This is a genomic window from Agromyces subbeticus DSM 16689 (assembly GCF_000421565.1).
GTDB lineage: Bacteria > Actinomycetota > Actinomycetes > Actinomycetales > Microbacteriaceae > Agromyces > Agromyces subbeticus.
In genome coordinates this window covers 455259-473597 of the sequence record NZ_ATXG01000002.1, presented here as the reverse complement: position 1 = coordinate 473597, position 18339 = coordinate 455259, and the positions used below count along the sequence as shown (strand labels likewise).

Annotated in this window: 14 protein-coding genes and 1 tRNA gene; 8 read left to right on the top strand and 7 right to left on the bottom strand. The window is 70.5% G+C overall.

Translation table 11 applies throughout. The annotated features are described in order from the left end of the window. The first annotated feature begins 43 nt into the window (after nt 1-43). Nucleotides 44-949 carry a PAC2 family protein gene (locus H521_RS0105950; protein WP_022892112.1) on the top strand — a complete coding sequence of 302 codons (906 nt, stop codon included), beginning with the start codon at nt 44-46 and terminating at the stop codon, nt 947-949. Between the two features lie 43 nt (nt 950-992). Here the strand turns inward: H521_RS0105950 and H521_RS0105945 are convergent, their stop codons facing one another. Then, a complete protein-coding gene (locus H521_RS0105945) occupies nt 993-1820 on the bottom strand; it encodes an undecaprenyl-diphosphate phosphatase (RefSeq protein WP_022892111.1) in 828 nt (275 codons plus the stop codon). A gap of 40 nt (nt 1821-1860) precedes the next feature. Beyond that, a complete protein-coding gene (locus H521_RS0105940; RefSeq protein WP_022892110.1) occupies nt 1861-3186 on the bottom strand; it encodes a M20/M25/M40 family metallo-hydrolase in 1326 nt (441 codons plus the stop codon). A 112-nt stretch (nt 3187-3298) separates the two neighbouring features. Between H521_RS0105940 and H521_RS0105935 the strand changes: the two genes are divergently transcribed. From H521_RS0105935 to H521_RS0105915, 5 genes are all read left to right on the top strand, one after another. Further along, nucleotides 3299-3382, top strand: a tRNA-Leu gene (locus H521_RS0105935). 134 nt (nt 3383-3516) lie between these two features. Then, on the top strand, nt 3517-4224 hold the full coding sequence (locus tag H521_RS21715) for a hypothetical protein (protein WP_022892109.1): 708 nt from the start codon (nt 3517-3519) through the stop codon (nt 4222-4224). Further along, nucleotides 4224-5780, top strand: coding sequence for a DNA polymerase Y family protein (locus H521_RS0105925; RefSeq protein ID WP_022892108.1), 1557 nt, complete (start codon nt 4224-4226; stop codon nt 5778-5780). Before H521_RS21715 ends, H521_RS0105925 begins: the two co-directional genes overlap by 1 nt. Before the next feature lie 67 nt (nt 5781-5847). Next, nucleotides 5848-9291, top strand: coding sequence for an error-prone DNA polymerase (locus H521_RS0105920; RefSeq protein ID WP_022892107.1), 3444 nt, complete (start codon nt 5848-5850; stop codon nt 9289-9291). A 9-nt stretch (nt 9292-9300) separates the two neighbouring features. Further along, nucleotides 9301-10176, top strand: a complete 876-nt coding sequence (locus H521_RS0105915) for a DUF3097 domain-containing protein (protein ID WP_022892106.1) — start codon at nt 9301-9303, stop codon at nt 10174-10176. 111 nt (nt 10177-10287) lie between these two features. Here H521_RS0105915 and H521_RS0105910 read toward each other — a convergent pair whose 3' ends face one another. From H521_RS0105910 to H521_RS0105900, 3 genes are all read right to left on the bottom strand, one after another. Beyond that, nucleotides 10288-11040 carry an SDR family oxidoreductase gene (locus H521_RS0105910; protein ID WP_022892105.1) on the bottom strand — a complete coding sequence of 251 codons (753 nt, stop codon included), beginning with the start codon at nt 11038-11040 and terminating at the stop codon, nt 10288-10290. A 9-nt stretch (nt 11041-11049) separates the two neighbouring features. Then, nucleotides 11050-12144: a VIT1/CCC1 transporter family protein gene (locus H521_RS0105905; protein WP_022892104.1), complete on the bottom strand. Its 1095-nt coding sequence runs from the start codon at nt 12142-12144 to the stop codon at nt 11050-11052. Nucleotides 12145-12325: 181 nt separating this feature from the next. Further along, nucleotides 12326-12802, bottom strand: coding sequence for an Lrp/AsnC family transcriptional regulator (locus tag H521_RS0105900; RefSeq protein WP_022892103.1), 477 nt, complete (start codon nt 12800-12802; stop codon nt 12326-12328). A 110-nt stretch (nt 12803-12912) separates the two neighbouring features. On the opposite strand from H521_RS0105900, the gene H521_RS21710 reads away from it, so the two are divergent. After that, nucleotides 12913-14154 (top strand): trans-sulfuration enzyme family protein, encoded by a 1242-nt coding sequence (locus H521_RS21710; protein ID WP_022892102.1) that lies wholly within the window; start codon nt 12913-12915, stop codon nt 14152-14154. Between the two features lie 86 nt (nt 14155-14240). After that, the gene (locus tag H521_RS0105890) at nt 14241-15035 is read left to right on the top strand and encodes a class I SAM-dependent methyltransferase (protein ID WP_211215480.1); all 795 of its coding nucleotides are present in this window, start codon (nt 14241-14243) and stop codon (nt 15033-15035) included. 25 nt (nt 15036-15060) lie between these two features. Here H521_RS0105890 and H521_RS0105885 read toward each other — a convergent pair whose 3' ends face one another. Next, nucleotides 15061-16440 carry an MFS transporter gene (locus H521_RS0105885; RefSeq protein ID WP_026481957.1) on the bottom strand — a complete coding sequence of 460 codons (1380 nt, stop codon included), beginning with the start codon at nt 16438-16440 and terminating at the stop codon, nt 15061-15063. A 44-nt stretch (nt 16441-16484) separates the two neighbouring features. Continuing rightward, nucleotides 16485-18275: a DEAD/DEAH box helicase gene (locus tag H521_RS0105880; protein WP_026481956.1), complete on the bottom strand. Its 1791-nt coding sequence runs from the start codon at nt 18273-18275 to the stop codon at nt 16485-16487. Between the last annotated feature and the right edge of the window lie 64 nt (nt 18276-18339).

Here is an 18339-nt window from a genome sequence, read left to right as displayed (position 1 = left end):
GAGGTGAACCCGGAGATCCGGGGCGGGAAGCGGGGCACCAGGAGTGAATCAGCCGGCCGGTTTCGAGGGCGGAAGGCTGCTCGTCGTCGCATTCGAGGGATGGAACGACGCCGGAGAGGCGGCGACCGGGGCAGCGAAGCTGCTCGTCGAGCGCCTCGGCCTCGTCGAGGTCGCAGCGGTCGATCCCGAGCTCTACTTCGACTACCAGTTCACCAGGCCGACGATCGTGGTCGGCGATGACGGCACCCGCAGGCTCGAGTGGCCGGGTGCGGCGATCATGGGTCCCGGCGGCGAAGCCGACGTCGACGACGACGAGCGGGTCACAGGCCCGGGCGCCGACACGCTGCACGTGCTGATCGGCGCTGAGCCGGCCCGCAGCTGGAAAGGGTTCGCCGCCGAGCTCATCGATGCCGCCCTCGCCGCCGACATCGAGGGCATCGTGCTGCTCGGCGCGATGCTCGCCGATGCGCCGCACACCCGGCCGCTCTCGGTCTTCGCCTCGAGCGAGAACCCCGAGGTGCGTTCGGCGCTCGGCGTCGAGCGTTCGAGCTACGAGGGGCCGGTCGGAATCCTCAGCGTCATCGCCGATCAGGCCGAGCGAGTGGGCATCCCCACGGTGTCGCTCTGGGCCTCGGTGCCGCACTACGTGCACAACGCGCCCTCGCCCAAGGCCGTGCTCGCGCTGCTCGGCAAGGTCGAAGAGCTCACCGGCCTCTCGATCCCCCGCGGCACGCTCGAGATCGATGCAAAGGCCTGGGAGGCCGGCGTCGACGCCCTCGCCTCCGACGACGACGAGATGGCGGGCTACATCACGCAGCTCGAGCAGGCACGCGACGCGGTGGATGCTCCAGAGGCGAGTGGCGAGGCGATAGCGCAGGAGTTCGAGCGGTACCTGCGCCGGCGCGGCGACGGCCCCGAGGGACGTGCCGACGGGCGCCCGACGCCCTGACGCAACGCTCACCCGGTCCGTTCGCCGGGCCGCTCACGCGGGCTCAGGCGTCGAGCACGCCCGTGCCGAGCAGCACGAAGATCGTGATGCCGAGCAGCACGCGGTAGATCACGAACGGCAGGAAGCTGCGCTTCGAGATGTAGCTCATGAAGAACGCGATCACGAGGATGGCGACGACGAACGCGACGAGCGTCGCCGCCGCGGTCTCGATCGGGCCGTACACCGCAGGCTCGCCCCAGCTCTTGACGAGCTGGAAGAACCCGCTGCCGAAGACCGCAGGGATCGCCAGCAGGAACGCGTAGCGAGCGGCCGCAGCGCGCTCGTAGCCGAGGAAGAGCCCGATGGTGATCGTGCCGCCCGAGCGCGAGACGCCCGGCACGAGGGCGAGCGACTGGGCGAGGCCGAAGTAGAGCCCGTGCGGCACGGTGAGGTCGTCGAGCTTGCGACGCTTGGCACCGGCCCAATCGGCAAGGCCCAGGATCAGGCCGAACACGACGAGCATCGTCGCGACGATCCAGAGCGAGCGCAAGCTCGTCTCGATCTCGTCCTGGAACAGGATGCCGAGCACCACGATCGGCACCGAGCCGATGATGATGAGCCAGCCCATGCGCGCATCGGGGTCGTTTCGCGGAACCCGCCCGGTGAACGAGCCGAACCAGTGCGAGACGATGCGCACGATGTCTCGCCAGAAGAACACCACGACTGCCGCCTCGGTGCCGAGCTGCGTGATCGCGGTGAAGGCCGCACCCGGGTCCTGCGCACCCGGCAGGAACTCCCCCAGGATGCGCAGGTGCGCGCTCGAGGAGATGGGCAGGAACTCGGTGAGCCCCTGCACGAGGCCGAGGATGAGCGCTTCGATCACGTGGTGCATCCGCCTTCCGCCTCCGCGGAAGTCGGAGGAATGGGTTCGGTCAGTAGTCGAGGAGGAGGTCGCGGAGGACCTGCCTCCCGAAGACTAATGCGTCCAGCGGCACCCGTTCGTCCACCCCGTGGAACATCGCCGGGAAGTCCAAGCCCTCTGGCAGTTTCAGCGGGGCGAAGCCGTAGCCGGCGATGCCGAGCCTGCTGAGCGCCTTGTTGTCGGTGCCGCCCGAGAGCAGGTAGGGGAAGACCGGCACACCGGGATCGTGCACTTCGAGCGAACGCTTGACCGCATCGACCAGGGTGCCGGATGTCGCCGACTCGAGCCCGACGTCGCGGTGCACGATCTCGATGTCGACGTCGTCGCCGATGAGCGCCTTCACCTCGGCGAGAACGGCGTCCTCTTCGCCGGGCAGCGTGCGGATGTCGATGAGCGCCTCGGCCCGGTCGGGGATGACGTTGTGCTTGTAGCCCGCGGTCAGCAGGGTGGGGTTCGACGTCGTGCGCAGGGTGGCGGTGATGAACCCCGAGGCCGAGCCGGTGGCGAGGGCCAGCTCGTCGGGCGAGACCTGCTCGGGGTCGACGCCGAGCACGCCCGCGATCTCGCCGAGCAGCTCGCGGGTGGTGTCGGTGAGGCGGATCGGCCACTCGGTGCGCCCGAGGGTCGCCACCGCCTCGGCGAGCTTCGTGATCGCGTTGTCGCGTATGAGCCGGGAACCGTGCGCGGCCACCCCCCGTGCGACGAGCCTGATCCAGAGCAGCGACTTCTCGCCGGTCTGCAGCAGGTAGGCGCGACGACCGCCGACCGTGATGGAGTAGCCGCCGACTTCGCTGATCGCTTCGGTCGCCCCTGCGAAGAGCTCGGGGTGGTGATCGACGAGCCATCCGGAGCCGAGGCCGCCGCCGGCCTCCTCGTCGGCGAAGAAGGCCACGACGAGGTCGCGTGCCGGTTGGGAGCCCGAACCGATGATGTCGCCGAGGGCGGTCAGCATCATCGCGTCCATGTCTTTCATGTCGACGGCGCCGCGGCCCCAGAGCATGCCGTCGCGCACCTCGCCGGCGAACGGATCGACGCTCCAGTTGCGGGCGTCTGCTGGCACCACGTCGAGGTGTCCGTGCACGACGAGCGCGGGCTTGGAGGAGTCGCGGCCGGGCACGCGCGCGACGACGCTCGTGCGCCGTGGTTCGGGCTCGAAGAGCTGCGGCGCGAGCCCGAGTGCTGCGAGTCGCGCCTCGACGTATTCGGCGGCCTCGCGTTCGCCGTTGGCCGTGCCGCCACCGTAGTTCGAGGTGTCGAAGCGGATGAGGTCCCGTGCGACGGTCGCCGTCTCGTCGAGCTCGGCGGCAGGGGTGATGTCGGGGAGAGACGGGGCCATGCCCCTCACGCTAGCCGGGGCATCCGCCGATGGCCACCGTGTCGAAAGCGCCCCGGAAACCGTGCTAATGTCTTCTCTCGGGCCACCGAGGAATCGGAAGGGCCTGACACGAGCGCGGGTGGCGGAAATGGCAGACGCGCTAGCTTGAGGTGCTAGTGCCCTAACGGGCGTGGGGGTTCAAGTCCCCCCTCGCGCACGCTTGTGTCGAGAAGGCCGGATCAATTCTGATCCGGCCTTTTCGCATTTCCGGGTTGTTCTCGCGCTCGCCGGGACAGTCGGCTCGGTCGACTTGCCGTATTCGAACATGTGTTCGAAACTGTGAGGGTGACCATGACCGCTCCCCTCGCCCCGGCCGATGGGCCCTCGCGCGTCGAGGAGCTTCAGGCCCGCATCCGCGGGATGCAGGCGACGCGGCTCGATTCGAAGCTCGTTCCGACGCATCCGGCCTTCGAACGGGTGCTGCCGGGCGGCAGCCTTCGCGAGGGCACCGTCGTCTCCGTCGAGGGCTCGACGACCCTGCTCATGGCCCTCATGGCCGGCCCCTCGGCGAGCGGGCGCTGGTCGGCCGTGGTCGGCATGCCCGAGTTCGGCGTCGAGGCGGCGGCACGCTTCGGCATCGACCTCGAGCGGCTCGTGCTCGTGCCCGACCCGGGGCGGCAGTGGCTCACGGTGGTCGCCGCGCTGGCCGACGTCATTCCCGTGGTCGCCGTGCGACCGGTCGGCGGTGTCGCCCCCGCAGAGACCTCGCGACTGACCGCCCGGCTCCGGCAACGCGGCACGGTGCTGCTCGTCGCCGGCGAATGGCCGGGCAGCGACGCGAGCCTCGGCGTCGAGGCGAGCGAGTGGCACGGCCTCGAGCTCGGGCACGGGCATCTCAGCGACCGCGACGTCGTCGTCTCGGCGGGCGGGCGCGGGGAGTTCGGCCGGCGCGCCCGCTCCCGGCTCCAGCTTCCGGGGCGGTCGCTCGCCGTCGAGGCCGTCGATGCTGCGCCTCCAGCGCCCGTGCGTCTCGACGAGTACGAACGGCGGGCCGTCTGATGATCATCGACCCCACTCGCACGATCGTGCTCTGGTGCCCCGACTGGCCGGTGTTCGCCGCCTGCCGAGAAGCCGGCATCGACGCGACCCTCCCCGTGGCCCTCATCCAGGGCGGCCAGGTCTTCGCCTGTTCGGCGGCGGCGCGCCGCGACGGCGTCGTGCGCGGCGTGAAGCTCCGCGAGGCGCAGTACCGCTCCCCCGGGCTCATCCTGCTCGACTACGACGCCTCGCTCGACGTGCGCGTGTTCGAACCCGTGGTGCGGCGGGTCGAAGAGACGGTGCCGGGCGTGCAGCTCATCCGCCCCGGCACGCTCGCCATGCGGGCCCGCGGCCCCGCTCGCTACTACGGCGGTGAGGATGCCGCGGCGCGGGCGCTGCTCGACACCGTCGCGGGGCTCGGGGTGGCCGGCGCACGGGTCGGGGTGGCCGATGGCCCCTTCGCGGCCGAGCAGGCGGCCAGGGCGGCCGGCGCTGCCGGCGAGCCACCGGTGGGCATCGTCGCGCCAGGAGCATCCGCAGCATTCATCGCACCGTTGCCCGTGGGGCTCGTCGTCGATGCTCGCACCTCGACCCTGTTGAATCGACTCGGGGTGCGAACCCTCGGCGAGTTCGCCGCCCTCCCCGAAGCCGACGTGCGGCGCCGATTCGGTGCGGCGGGCGCGTTCGCCCACGATCGTGCCACCGGCCGCGAGCAGGCCAGGGTGCTCGCCCGCACGCCGCCGCCCGAGTTCGAGGTCTCGCAGGAGTTCGAGCCGCCGCTCGACCGCATCGACCAGCTCGCCTTCGCGTTCCGCGTTCGGGCCGACGAATTCATCGAGCGCATGCGGGCGAAGCGGCTCGTGTGCACGGGCATCCGCATCGAGATCGACGACGAGTCGGGCGGTCATTCCAGCCGCAGCTGGCTGCACCCGCGCTGGTTCACGCCCGCCGATGTCGTCGACCGGGTGCGCTGGCAGCTGCAGGGCGCCGGCACCGCCGACAGCGCGCTCACCTCGCCCATCACACGGCTGCGCATCGTGCCCGAACGCATCGACTCGACCGGCAACCACGAAGAGGGGCTCTGGGGCGGCGGTCCCGACGAGCGCGTGCATCACGGCCTCACCCGGGTGCAGAGCATGCTCGGCCATGATGCGGTCGTGACCGCCGCGATCGGCGGCGGCCGCATGCTGGCCGAGCGTCAGGTGCTCGTGCCCTGGGGCGATCGGGCGCCAGAGCGGGGCGACACGGCGGCGCCCTGGCCCGGTAGCCTGCCCACGCTCGCTCCCGCGAGCGTGTTCCGCGAGCGACTGCCGATCGGGCTGCTCGACGCCGGAGGCGCGATCGTCACGATCGATGCGCGGGGGGCGATCTCGGCGAACCCCGAACGATTCGCGCTCGCCGGTGGCGTTGCCGCCCCCGTGCGGGCCTGGGCGGGACCATGGCCCGTCGTCGAACGCTGGTGGGACGCCGAGCACGCCAAGCGCGTGCACCGCTTCCAGATCGTCGACGACGACGGTTGCGCGTGGCTTCTCGTGCGCGACGACGAGGGCTGGTGGGCCGAGGCGAGATACGACTGAGCGCGCACCGATCGTGCCGAACGAACGGCGTGTGGAACGAACTGGCTGACTCGATGGGCGGTGGCTGATGGGGTGGAACAATCCCGGCATCCCGTGGTCGGAGCTCGAGCGCAAGCTCTCCGATGCGCGCCGGCCGGGCGCACCCAAGCTGCTCGGCGACGGCGGCGACAGTCCGGCATGGAGCCGCAAGCGGCATCCGTATCGACCGGCCGGTGATCTCGAAGCCCCGGCCGGGCCGATCGTGCCCTATGCCGAGTTGCACGCGCACTCGAACTTCAGCTTCCTCGACGGCGCATCGTCGCCCGAGCAGCTCGTCGAAGAGGCGCACCGGCTGGGTCTCTCCGGGCTCGCCGTCACCGATCACGACGGCTTCTACGGCATCGTGCACTTCGCTGAAGCGGCCGAGAGCTTTCCCGAGCTCACGACCGTGTTCGGCGCCGAGCTCTCGCTCGGCCTGAGCGGCCCGCAGAACGGCTTCGCCGACCCAGAGGGCGAGCACCTGCTCGTGCTCGCCCGGCGTGAAGCCGGCTACCACCGGCTCGCCGGGGCCATCACCGCGGGGCAGCTCGCCGGCGGCGAGAAGGGGCGCCCCGTCTACTCGCTCGAAGAGCTCGCCGAGCGAGCGGCCGGCGAGTGGGTCGTGCCGACCGGGTGCCGCAAGGGCGCCGTGCGCCGTGCGCTCGCCGAGGGCGGGGCGGATGCCGCGGCGCGCGAGCTCGACCGCCTCACCGCGCTCTTCGGCCGCGACAACGTCGTCGTCGAGCTCTTCGACCACGGGCATCCGTTCGACCAGCAGGCGAACGACACCCTCGCCGGGCTCGCCGAACGCGCCGGGTTACCGCTCCTCGCGACGAACGCCGTGCACTACGCGACGCCGCCCGAGCATCGGCTCGCCGCGGCCCTCGCCGCTGTGCGGGCGCGCCGCAGCCTCGACGACCTCGATGGCTGGCTGCCGGCCTCCGATCAGCTGCACCTGCGCAGCGGGGCCGAGATGGACCGCCGGTTCGCCCGCTACCCGGGTGCGGTGGCCCGTTCCGTGACGCTCGCCGAAGAGCTCGGGTTCACCCTGCGCAGTGCCCGTCCGAAGCTGCCCCGGCAAGAGGTCCCAGAGGGGCACACCCCGATGAGCTGGCTGCGGGTGCTCGTCTGGCAGGGCGCAGCAGAGCTCTACCCCGGCGTGCCCGCGCACGTGCGTGAACGCCTCGAGCGCGAACTCGACGTCATCGAGCTGAAGGACTTCTCGGGTTATTTCCTCATCGTGCACGACATCGTCGCCGAGGCGCGGCGACGCGGCATCCTGTGCCAGGGGCGAGGCTCGGCGGCGAACTCCGCCGTCTGCTACGCGCTGCGCATCACGGCGGTCGACTCGATCGGGTACGGACTGCCGTTCGAACGCTTCCTCTCGGCGCTCCGCGATGAGGAGCCCGACATCGACGTCGACTTCGACTCCGATCGGCGCGAAGAGATCATCCAGTACGTCTACGACAAGTACGGCCGGCAGAACGCCGCGCAGGTCGCGAACGTCATCAGCTATCGGCCGAAGGTCGCGGTGCGCGACATGGCGAAGGCGCTCGGCTACTCCACCGGCCAGCAAGACGCCTGGTCGCGGCAGGTCGAACGCTGGGGCGCCGTGGTCGAGACCGACGACCACGACATCCCCGCTTCCGTCGTCGAGCTCGCCGAGCAGGTGCTCGGCTTCCCGCGACACCTCGGCATCCACTCGGGCGGCATGGTACTGACCGATCGCCCGGTCGGCGAGGTGGTGCCGATCGAGCACGCCCGCAAAGAGCACCGCACCGTGGTGCAGTGGGACAAAGACGACTGCGCCTGGATGGGCCTCGTGAAGTTCGATCTGCTCGGTCTCGGCATGCTCGCCGCCCTGCAGTACACCTTCGACCTCATCCGCGAGTCGACGGGCGAGGTGTGGGAGCTGCAGACACTGCCGAAAGAGGAGCAGGCGGTCTACGACATGCTCTGCCGAGCCGACTCGATCGGGGTATTCCAGGTCGAGAGCCGGGCGCAGATGGGCACGCTCCCCCGGCTCAAGCCCCGCTGCTTCTACGATCTCGTCGTCGAGATCGCCCTCATCCGGCCCGGACCGGTGCAGGGCGGTGCGGTGCACCCGTACATCCGGCGGCGCACGGGCGAAGAGGCCGTCAGCTACCTGCATCCCAAGCTCGAACCGGTGCTCGAACGCACGCTGGGGGTGCCGCTCTTCCAGGAGCAGCTCATGCAGATGGCGGTGGCGGTCGGCAATTGCGACGCCGCCGACGCCGACCAGCTGCGTCGTGCCATGGGCTCCAAGCGCGGGGTCGAGAAGATCGAGCGGCTGAAGGCGAAGCTCTACGCGGGCATGGCCGAGAACGGCATCGAGGGCGAAGTCGCCGATTCGATCTACGCGAAGATCGAGGCGTTCGCGAACTTCGGCTTCGCCGAGAGTCATGCCCTGAGCTTCGGGTTGCTCGTGTACGCGAGCTCGTGGCTGAAGCTGCACTATCCGGCGGCGTTCCTCGCCGCCCTCCTGCGTGCCCAGCCGATGGGGTTCTACTCGCCGCAGACGCTCACCGCCGATGCGCGTCGGCACGGGGTCGAGGTGGTGCGCCCCGACATCCTGCGGTCTGGCGTGCACGCCGGGCTCGAGGCGAACGATGCCGCCGCGGGATCCGTCGGTGATCGCGAGGTCGGTGACGGATGCCGCGCACCGACCGGACTCGATGCGTGCACCGACGCCCTGCAGCCGCCGATCGCCTCCGGCTTCGATCGCCGCGAACCCGACCGCGGCGCCGAGCATCGCCGTGACAGTGCCTTCGTGGTTCGACTCGGCCTCGCCGACGTCACCTCCATCGGCCGGGCCGTCGCCGAGCGCATCGTCGCCGAACGCGAGGCTCACGGCCCGTATCGCGACATGGCCGACGTCTCACGGCGGGCGGCACTCGATGCGACCCAGCTCGAGGCGCTCGCCGCGGCCGGCGCCTTCGACGGGTTCGGGCTCGAGCGGCGCGAGGCGCTCTGGCTCGCCGGTGAGGCGGCGACCGACCGTGAAGAGTACCTCGCGGGCTCGGTCGTGGTCGTGCAGCCTCCCCTGCTGCCGATGCTGAGCCCGGCCGAGCAGGTGGTCTACGACCTCTGGGCCACGGGCATCTCCCCCGACGACCACCCCATCAGGCATCTCCGCGAGCGGCTCGACGATCGCGGGGCCATCCGCATCGACCGCCTGCAGCAGGCGGAGTCGGGCCGCCGCATCGAGGTGGGCGGGGTGGTCACCCATCGTCAGCGTCCGGCGACGGCGAGCGGTATCACCTTCCTGAACCTCGAAGACGAGTCGGGCACGCTGAACGTCATCGCCGGCGTCGGGGTGTGGAACCGGTATCGCCGCATCGCGCGTGAGGCGCCGGCCATGATCGTGCGCGGCATGCTCGAACGCTCGCGTGAGGGTGTCACCAACCTCGTCGCCGATCGATTCGAGCCGCTCACCGTGTCGGCGCCGCACCGATCGCGCGACTTCCGTTAGCCTCGACCGGTGCCCGTGACGCCCCGCGACGAACCTCGCCTCGACCCCCAAGACCGCTACGGCGGCGACGTGCTCGCCGGCGATTGGAAGGCGCGCGGCCGCACGGTGATTCCCACCGTCGAGGCCGAGCGCGAGCTCGTCGTCGAGCTCGACGACGGCTTCTGCGGCGCGATCGTCGGCGTCGCGAAGGGCATCGTGACGCTCGAAGACCGGTTCGGCGGTAAACGCATGTTCCCGCTCGGCTACGGGTTTCTCATCGACGGCCGGGCCGTGCAGCTCGTCGCGCCGAAACCGAAGGCGCCCGTCGGCCGGCTGCGCACGGCTTCGGGCTCGTTCGCCGTGGAGTCGGCGCCTGCGCGGGTCGCCCTGCCGAGCCGCATCTTCGTCGAGGGCCGTCACGACGCCGAGCTGGTCGAGAAGGTGTGGGGTGCCGACCTCCGCATCGAAGGCGTCGTCGTCGAATACCTCCAGGGCGTCGATGTGCTCGCCGAGGTGCTCGCCGACTTCAAGCCCGGCCCCGGGCGCAAGGCGGGCGTTCTGGTCGACCACCTCGTGCCGGGCTCGAAGGAGCAGCGCATCGCCGACGCCGTCATGCGGGGGCCGCACTCGTCGAACGTGCTCGTCGTGGGGCATCCGTTCATCGACATCTGGCAGGGCGTGAAGCCCGCCCGTCTCGGCAAGACGGCCTGGCCCGTGATTCCGAGAGGCACCGAGTGGAAGCACGGTGTCTGCGACGCCTTCGGCTGGCCGCACGCCGAGCAGGCCGACATCGCGCGCGCCTGGCAGCACATCCTCGGCCGCGTGCGCGGCTACGGCGACCTCGAGCCGGCGCTGCTCGGCCGGGTCGAAGAACTCATCGACTTCGTGACGGCACCCGCCGGCTGACGAGCCGACGCGCACGAGGACCCGATGCGTGCCGGGGTACCCTCGTGCGATGCAGATCGGGGCCTCCACCGCCGATCGGGTACTCTCGCAGCCGACCGCGAGCAGATCACATCAGATCGAGAAGCCGCCGTCGCTCATGATCAACTGGCCCGTCACCCAGCGGGCCTCATGGGAGACCAGGAACCGCACGAGTCGTGCCGCGTCGTCGGGAGTGCCGAGCCGCCCGCTCGGTTGGGCGGACGTGAGCGCCGCCCGCGTGGCGTCGTCCATCCAGCCCGTGTCGACCGGCCCGGGGTTCACCAGGTTCGCCGTGATGCCGTGCGGTGCCAGCTCGCGAGCAGCTGCGATGACGATTCGATCGAGCGCGCCCTTGCTCGCGCCATACGGCACGTTGCCCACGACGTGGTCGCTCGTCAGCGCGACGATGCGCCCGCCACCGGCCGGCACCTGCTCGGCGAATGCACGCAACAGCAGCCAGGCTGCTCGGGTGTTGACCGCGAAATGCCGGTCGAAGCTCTCCACGCTGGTGTCGAGGATGCCGGAGTCCACGCTCTCGGCGTGCGAGAGCACGAGTGCTCCGACCGGACCGAGCTCGGCCGACGCCCGATCGATGAGCCGCCCGGGCACCTCGGGGTCGGCGAGATCGGCGTCGATGCCGAGCGCGCGTCCACCGATCGCGTGGAGTTCGGCCTCGAGAGCGGCCGGGTCGCGATCGGGATCGCCGCCCAGCGACATCCGCCGGTCGTACTCGCCGAGATGACTGAAGGCGATGTCCCATCCGTCGGCGGCGAGTGACGTCGCGATCGACCAGGCGATGCCGTTTCGGCGACCGGCCCCCGTGATCAGGGCGACGCGTGGTGACATGAGGCTCTCCTAGACGATGGTGGTGCCGAAGGCGAGGCCGAGCAGGTACGTGACCGCCGCGGCTCCGAGGCCGATGCCGAGCTGCCGCATGGCCCGCTTCAGCGGCGAGGCACCTGACAGGAGCCCGACGATCGCACCGGTCGCGAGCAGGGCGATGCTGACGAGCACGGTTGCCGTGATGATCGCCGCGAGACCGGTCAGACCGAAGAGGTACGGCAGCACCGGGATGAGTGCGCCCGACGCGAAGAAGCAGAAGCTCGAGATCGCGGCAGACAGACCGGTGCCGACGGCTTCGTCGTCGTGCTCGATGACGTTCAGCGCATCGGTGGGCGTCTGCGCCTGCTCGGCAGCATGCACGCGAGCGACGACGAGCGCGGCGTGCGCGATGGCATCGCGCTCGTTCATGCCGCGTGCTCGATAGACGAGCGCGAGCTCATTCGCGTCGATGTCGAGGTCGGGCAGCGCGTCGCGAGCGGTCGGGTCGGGGGCGGATGCCTCGAGCAGTTCACGCTGCGACCGAACCGAGACGTACTCCCCCGCCCCCATCGACAGCGCGCCCGCGAGCAGGCCGGCGATACCGGTGAAAAGTACGACCGCGGCGGGCACACCCGTCGCCCCGATGCCGAGCACGAGCGCGAGGTTCGAGACGAGCCCGTCGTTGGCGCCGAAGACGGCCGCGCGGAACGTGCCGGCGAGCCGGCGACGTCCCCGTGACGCGAGCCCGCGAACGACCTCGCCGTGGATGCGCTCATCGGCCGCCATCGCAGCCGTCGCATCGGGATCGGTCGCGTACGGCGAGCGAGCCTCGGCACGTTGCGCGAGTGCGAGCACGAAGATCGACCCGAACCGGCGGGCGAGCGCGCCGAGCAACCGGGTGCGCACATCGGCGCGCGGCACGCCGTTGTCGTCGCCGCCCAGCAGCGCGAGCCAGTGCGCTTCGTGGCGCCCCTCTGCGGCCGCGAGCGCGAGCAGGATCTCGCGTTCCTCACCCTCTCGCCGTGCAGCGAGCTCACGGTAGACGGCGGCCTCGGCCCGTTCATCGGCGAGATACCGTCGCCATCGGGACCGGTCGGCGGACGTACCCGCTGACTGCTCGTCGCTCATCGTGCTCCCGTTCCACGGCGGGTGTCGGTGGCGCCGGCCATTCTCACCCGCGCCATCGCATGCGGCCGTTCGCACGGCCGACAGTCACGATATCGGCCGAGTCGGGCGTGAAGCCGCCGTTCGCCGTGATTGGCAGGATTTCGGAGAGCCGAACCGCGAGGCGCTGCGGCGAGGCGAGCGGTCAGCTGACCAGCCGGTTCCAGCCGTCGCCGTCGACGTGCTCGAAGATGAGGTTCGTCTCGGTGTGCGCCACAGCCGGGTGCCCCGTGAGGTAGGCGAGCACGAACTCGCGCAGCTCTTCGGCGTCTCTGGCGGCGACGTGGATCAGGTAGTCTTCCGCTCCCGCCATGTGGAAGACCCCGATGACGCCGGGCAGGTGCGGAACCGCCTGCCGGAACGCATCGATCTCACTGCGATCGTGCTTGACGAGGCGGATCGCGATGAGCGCCTGCAGCGAGACGCCGAGCGAGGCGAGATCGACGTCGACCCGGTAGCCCCGCACCGTGCCGAGGGTCTGCAGCCGCCGGAGCCGGAGCGATACCGTGGATTCCGCGACCCCGACCTCTGCGGCGAGAGCGGCGCCCGAGGCGCGCGCGTTGGTCGACAGGGCCTGCAGGAGCGCTCGGTCGACTCGATCGAGTTCTGGTTTCTGCGCCACAGGTGGTCTCCTCAGGAGTCGAGATTGCAGAAGATTCGCGGTTTCAAGCGTATCCTACGGATGCTTCGGGCCGGGTTGCCGATACTCACAGATTCTGCTTGATTCGAGCTATGCAGACATCGTCGTCGCACCTCGAGACCCGCGCCGTGCATGGTGGCATGGCGGGCGTTCGAGAGAGCGGATCCCATGTGCCCGTCATCGACTTCTCGACCACGAACCCGCTCGGCGACGTCGAGAGCGGCGGCGCCTCGTATGAAGAGCTCGCGACCGGTCACGACCTCGGCGACGGTCGATCGGCGGTGTACCAGCGGCTCTGGCAGCCGGGCGTGGCCCGCTTCGAGGAGTCGCTCGCCGGCCTCGAAGGCACCGAGGGCGCCGTCGCCTTCGCGAGCGGAATGGCGGCGCTCGCCGCGACGCTGATCGCAACAGCCTCTGCCGGCCGGCCGCACGTCGTTGCGGTTCGACCGCTGTACGGCGGAACCGACCACGTGCTGGCGAGCGGACTGCTCGGCACCGAGGTCACGTGGACGGACACGGCCGGCATCGCCGCGGCGGTGCGCCCCGAGACCGGTCTCGTCGTCGTCGAGACGCCGGCGAACCCGACGCTCGAGCTCGTCGACATCAGGGCGGTCGCGGATGCCGCGGGCGACGTGCCCCTGCTCGTCGACAACACCTTCGCCACTCCCGTGCTGCAACGCCCGGTCGAGCACGGCGCGACCCTCGTGCTGCACAGCGCGACGAAGTACCTCGGCGGCCACGGCGATGTCATGGGCGGCGTCGTCGCCGGCGACCAGGCCTGGGTGGAGCGCTTGCGCCAGGTGCGCGCGCTCACCGGCGGCCTGCTGCATCCGATGGCGGCGTACCTGCTGCACCGGGGCCTCCGCACACTCCCCCTGCGGGTACGCGCCCAGCAGGCGACGGCGGCGCTGCTCGCCGAGCGGCTGCTCACGCATCCCGCGGTGGCGCACGTGCGGTATCCGGGCCTGCCTGGTCAGGATCCGAGCGGACTGCTCGGCCGGCAGCTCGAGGGCGCCGGTTCCATCATCGCGATCGAGCTCGCCGGCGGGTATGCAGCTGCGGCGCGCTTCACCGAGTCGTGCGAGCTGATAACCCATGCCGTCTCGCTCGGCGGGGTGGACTCCCTCGTGCAGCATCCGGCCTCGCTCACCCACCGACCGGTGGCGGGTGAGGCCAAGCCCGGCGCGGGCATCGTGCGCCTCGCGATCGGCCTCGAGCACATCGACGACCTCACCGACGACCTCATGTCGGCGCTCGACCGTGCGGCCGAACTCGACTGTCTCGACAGCGCGCCGAACGAGTTCGCCGAGCGCGAGCTGATCGAGGAGCACTGAGCACTGAGCGACGCTGACGCGACCGACGCGACGGCGACGCGATTCGACACGCGCGTGTTGCGGCCGAGACGGCCGAGGCGTAGAACGTGAGGGTGGTCGATGACCGCTGGGAGCAGGGTGACGCGTACGAGCGCTACATCGGGCGATGGAGTCGTCCGATCGCGGCGCGGTTCCTGACCATGCTCGACGCGCCCCTCGGCATCCGCTGGCTCGACGTCGGGTGCGGTACCGGCGCGCTCTCCGCCGCGATCGTCGACCGATGCGCCCCGATATCGGTGCTCGGCATCGACCCGTCGGCGGGCTTCCTCGCGACCGCGCGGGTGCGGCTCGGCGAGGCGGTCGTGCTGCGGCAGGGCGACGCCGAGCATCTTCAGCTGGAGGATGCCTCGGTCGACGCCGTCGTCTCCGGCCTGGTGCTGAACTTCGTGCCCGATGCGGCCGCCGCCCTCGCCGAGATGGTGCGCGTCACGGCCCCGGGCGGCCGCCTCGCCGCCTACGTCTGGGACTACGGTGACGGAATGCAGGTGATCCACGAGTTCTGGCAGGCAGCGACCGAGCTCGATCCGGATGCCGCTGCTCTCGACGAAGCCGTGCGATTCCCACTCTGCAGTCCGGCGCCCCTCGCCGAGCTCTTTTCGCGAGCCACTGGCGACGAAGCCGTGGTCGAGGCGATCGACGTCCCGGCCCGGTTCACCGACTTCGACGAGTACTGGAGCCCGTTTCTGGCCGGCCAGGGACCCGCGCCGTCGTATCTCGCGACGCTCGACGAGCCGCATCGGACGGCGCTGCGGGAACGCCTGCGCGAGCGGTTGCCCCGGGAGTTCGACGGCTCGATCGTGCTGTCGACGAGGGCATGGGCAGCGCAGGCGCGCGTGAACTGACGTTCGAACGGCCGCGTGCCCGAGTTCAGTCTCGTGCCGGCTCCTGCTCGACTGGCGCAGGCTCGGGTTGAGGATTGCGGATGCCGATCCACGACACGATGCCGCCGATCACGAGCACCGCAGCCGTCGCGAGCGCGACCCGGTGGTAGCCGTCGACGTCGAGCTGCGTGCCAATGATGACCCCGATCGACGCGATCGCCACGAGCCCGGCGATGCGCGCCACGGCATTGTTCACGGCCGATCCGATGCCGGCGCGGGCGGGGTCGACGGCACCGAGGATCGCCGCGGTCAGCGGGGCGACCGTCATCGCCATGCCGAGCCCCGTGACGATGATGCCCGGCAGGAACTGGCTCCAGTACTCGACCTCGGGGGTCACGGCGAGTGTCATCAGATAGCCCACCGCGACGATGATCGGCCCGACGGTCATGAAGATGCGCGGCCCGAAGCGTGACGACAGCGAACCGAACCACGAGCCGAGGAAGACGAGCATGACGGTCGGCGGCAGGGTGGCGAGTCCGGCGAGGGTTGCGGGGAACCCGGCGTACTCCTGCAGGAAGATCGTGATCGCGAACGGGCCGAGCGAGAAGGCCGCATAGATGAAGAGCGTGGCGAGGTTGCCCGCCGCGAAATTTCGCGCCGCGAACAGGCGCAGCGGCAGCATCGGCTGCGCAGCGCGGCGCTCCCACCAGAGGAAGACGATGAGCGCGACGATGCCGACGACGAGCGGCACGAAGACGACGGGCGATGCCCACCCGAACCGGCCCTGCTCGATCAGCGCGAAGACGGTGCCGCCGAGTCCCACGACGCCGAGGCCTGCACCCAGCCAGTCGATGCGCTCCTTGTCGGGGTTCGGTTCGTCGCGGCCGAGCGCATGCATGATCACGAGCGCGAAGGCGATCGGCAGCAGGTTGATCCAGAACACGAGACGCCACGAGAGCAAGTCGACGAGCGCGCCGCCGAAGAGCGGCCCGATCAGGAATGCGACAGTCGTCCACGCGGTCCAACGACCGATCGCCTTGCCCTGCTCCGACTGCGCGAACGTCGCGATGATGAGCGCGAGCGAGCTCGGCACGAGCAGCGCGCCGGCCGCCCCCTGCAGGGCCCGGGCGATGACGAAGACGACGCCATCGGGTGCGACGGCGCAGAGCACCGAGGTGGCGGCGAAACCGTAGAGTCCGACGCGGATGATGCGGAGCCGCCCGAACGAGTCGGAGAGCGAGCCCGCGAGGAGGATCAGCGACCCGAGGGTGAGCAGGTAGGCGTCGACCGCCCACTGCTGCAGCGCGAGCCCGCCGCCGAGCTCCGCCTCGATCGCCGGCAGCGCGACGTTGATGACGGCGCCGTCGAGGAACGCGATGAACGAGACCACGATGGCCACGATGAGCACGCGAGAGCGACGTTCCATACCGAAATGCTAGCCCCGCTCAGGATGTCGGCACGGTGCGCCCGTCAGCGACTGCCGAGCCGCTTGCGGAGGAATTCGATGCGCGCCTGCAACTGCGTCACGGTGGCTTGCGCGACGGCCGGCCCGCCGCACACGCGGCGCAGCTCGGCGTGCACCTGCGAGTGCGCCTCGCCGGTGTGCCGCGCCCAGAGCCCGACGAGACTGTTGAGCAGCGACCGCTGCTCTTTCAACGTGCGGAAGAGCGCGACCGGTTCGGGGTTCTCGTCGGCAACCACGTGCTTGCGTCGCTCACTGGACCGACGTGCCTGCCGCGCCTGCCGATGGCGCAGCAGTTCGGAGACCTGCTCGGGCTCGAGGATGCCGGGAATCCCGATGAAGTCGAACTCCTCGTCGCTGCCGGGCTCGGCGAGCGTGCCGAACTCGGTGCCGTCGTAGAGCACGCGATCGAACGAGGCATCCGAACCGATCGCCTCCCAGGTGCCGCTCTCCATCTCTTCGGAGGCGCGCTCCTCGCGATTGGCCGACTCGAGCAGGCTGTCGTCGAGCCCGTCGTCGTCGCTCTCGCCACCCCGCCGGTCGAGCGCGTGATCGCGTTCGAGCTCGAGCTGGGCGGCGAGTGCCATGAGGCCCGGCACGTTCGGCAGGAACACCGAGGCCGTCTCGCCGCGGCGCCGGGCTCGCACGAAGCGGCCGATCGCCTGGGCGAAGAAGAGCGGCGTCGACGCGCTCGTGGCATAGACGCCGACGGCGAGTCGTGGCACGTCGACGCCCTCGGAGACCATGCGCACAGCAACCATCCACCGCGTCGCGCTCGCCGAGAACTCCTCGATGCGGGCGCTCGCCTCCTTTTCGTCGGAGAGCACGATGGTGACCTTCTCGCCGCAGATCTGTTCGAGGATCTGAGCGTAGGCGCGGGCGACCGTCTGGTCGGTGGCGATGACGAGCCCGCCCGCGTCGGGGATGCCGTGCCGCACCTCGGTGAGGCGTCGATCGGCGGCCGCGAGCACCGCGGGAATCCACTCGCCGCTCGGCTCGAGCGCCGTGCGCCACGCGGACGAGGTGATGTCTTTCGTGTTGTCTTCGCCGAGCTTGGCCTCCATCTCGTCGCCGGCCTTCGTGCGCCAGCGCATGTGGCCCGCGTAGACCATGAAGAGCACCGGTCGCACGACACCGTCGGCGAGGGCCCGGCCGTACCCGTAGTTGTAGTCGGACTTCGAGAGCCGCACGCCCTGGGCGTCGGGCTCGTACTGCACGAACGGGATGGGCGCGGTGTCGGAGCGGAACGGCGTGCCGGTCAGCGAGAGCCGCTTCTCTGCGCGGTCGAACGCCTCGCGGATCGCGTCACCCCACGAGAGTGCATCGCCGCCGTGGTGCACTTCGTCGAGAATGACGAGCGTCTTGCCCGAGAGTGTCACGTCGCGGTGCAACCCTGGCCGCATTGCGACCTGCGCGTAGGTGACGGCCACGCCGTGATAGTGCCGCGAACTGCGACCATGCGCGTTGCGGAAGTCGGGGTCGAGCCGGATGCCGGCGCGCGCAGCGGCATCGGCCCATTGACGCTTCAGGTGGTCGGTGGGAGCCACCACGGTGATGCGGTCGATGATTCGTCGCGAACGCAACTCGGCCGCCAGCCTGAGGGCGAAGGTCGTCTTGCCGGCGCCGGGCGTCGCTGCGGCGAGGAAGTCACGGGGCAGTTCTTCGAGATATTGCTCGAGCGCTTCGGCCTGCCAGGCGCGGAGCTTCGAGGCGGTGCCCCATGCCGCCCGCTCGGGGAACGACGGCGAGAGGTGTTCGGCCGCCGACGTACCCGGTTGGGGTCCGAAAGGGGTCGCGATGCTCACTGAACCCGAGCGTAGCGGAGGGTTCTGACATCCCCGAACCGGATCGACCTGCACGATG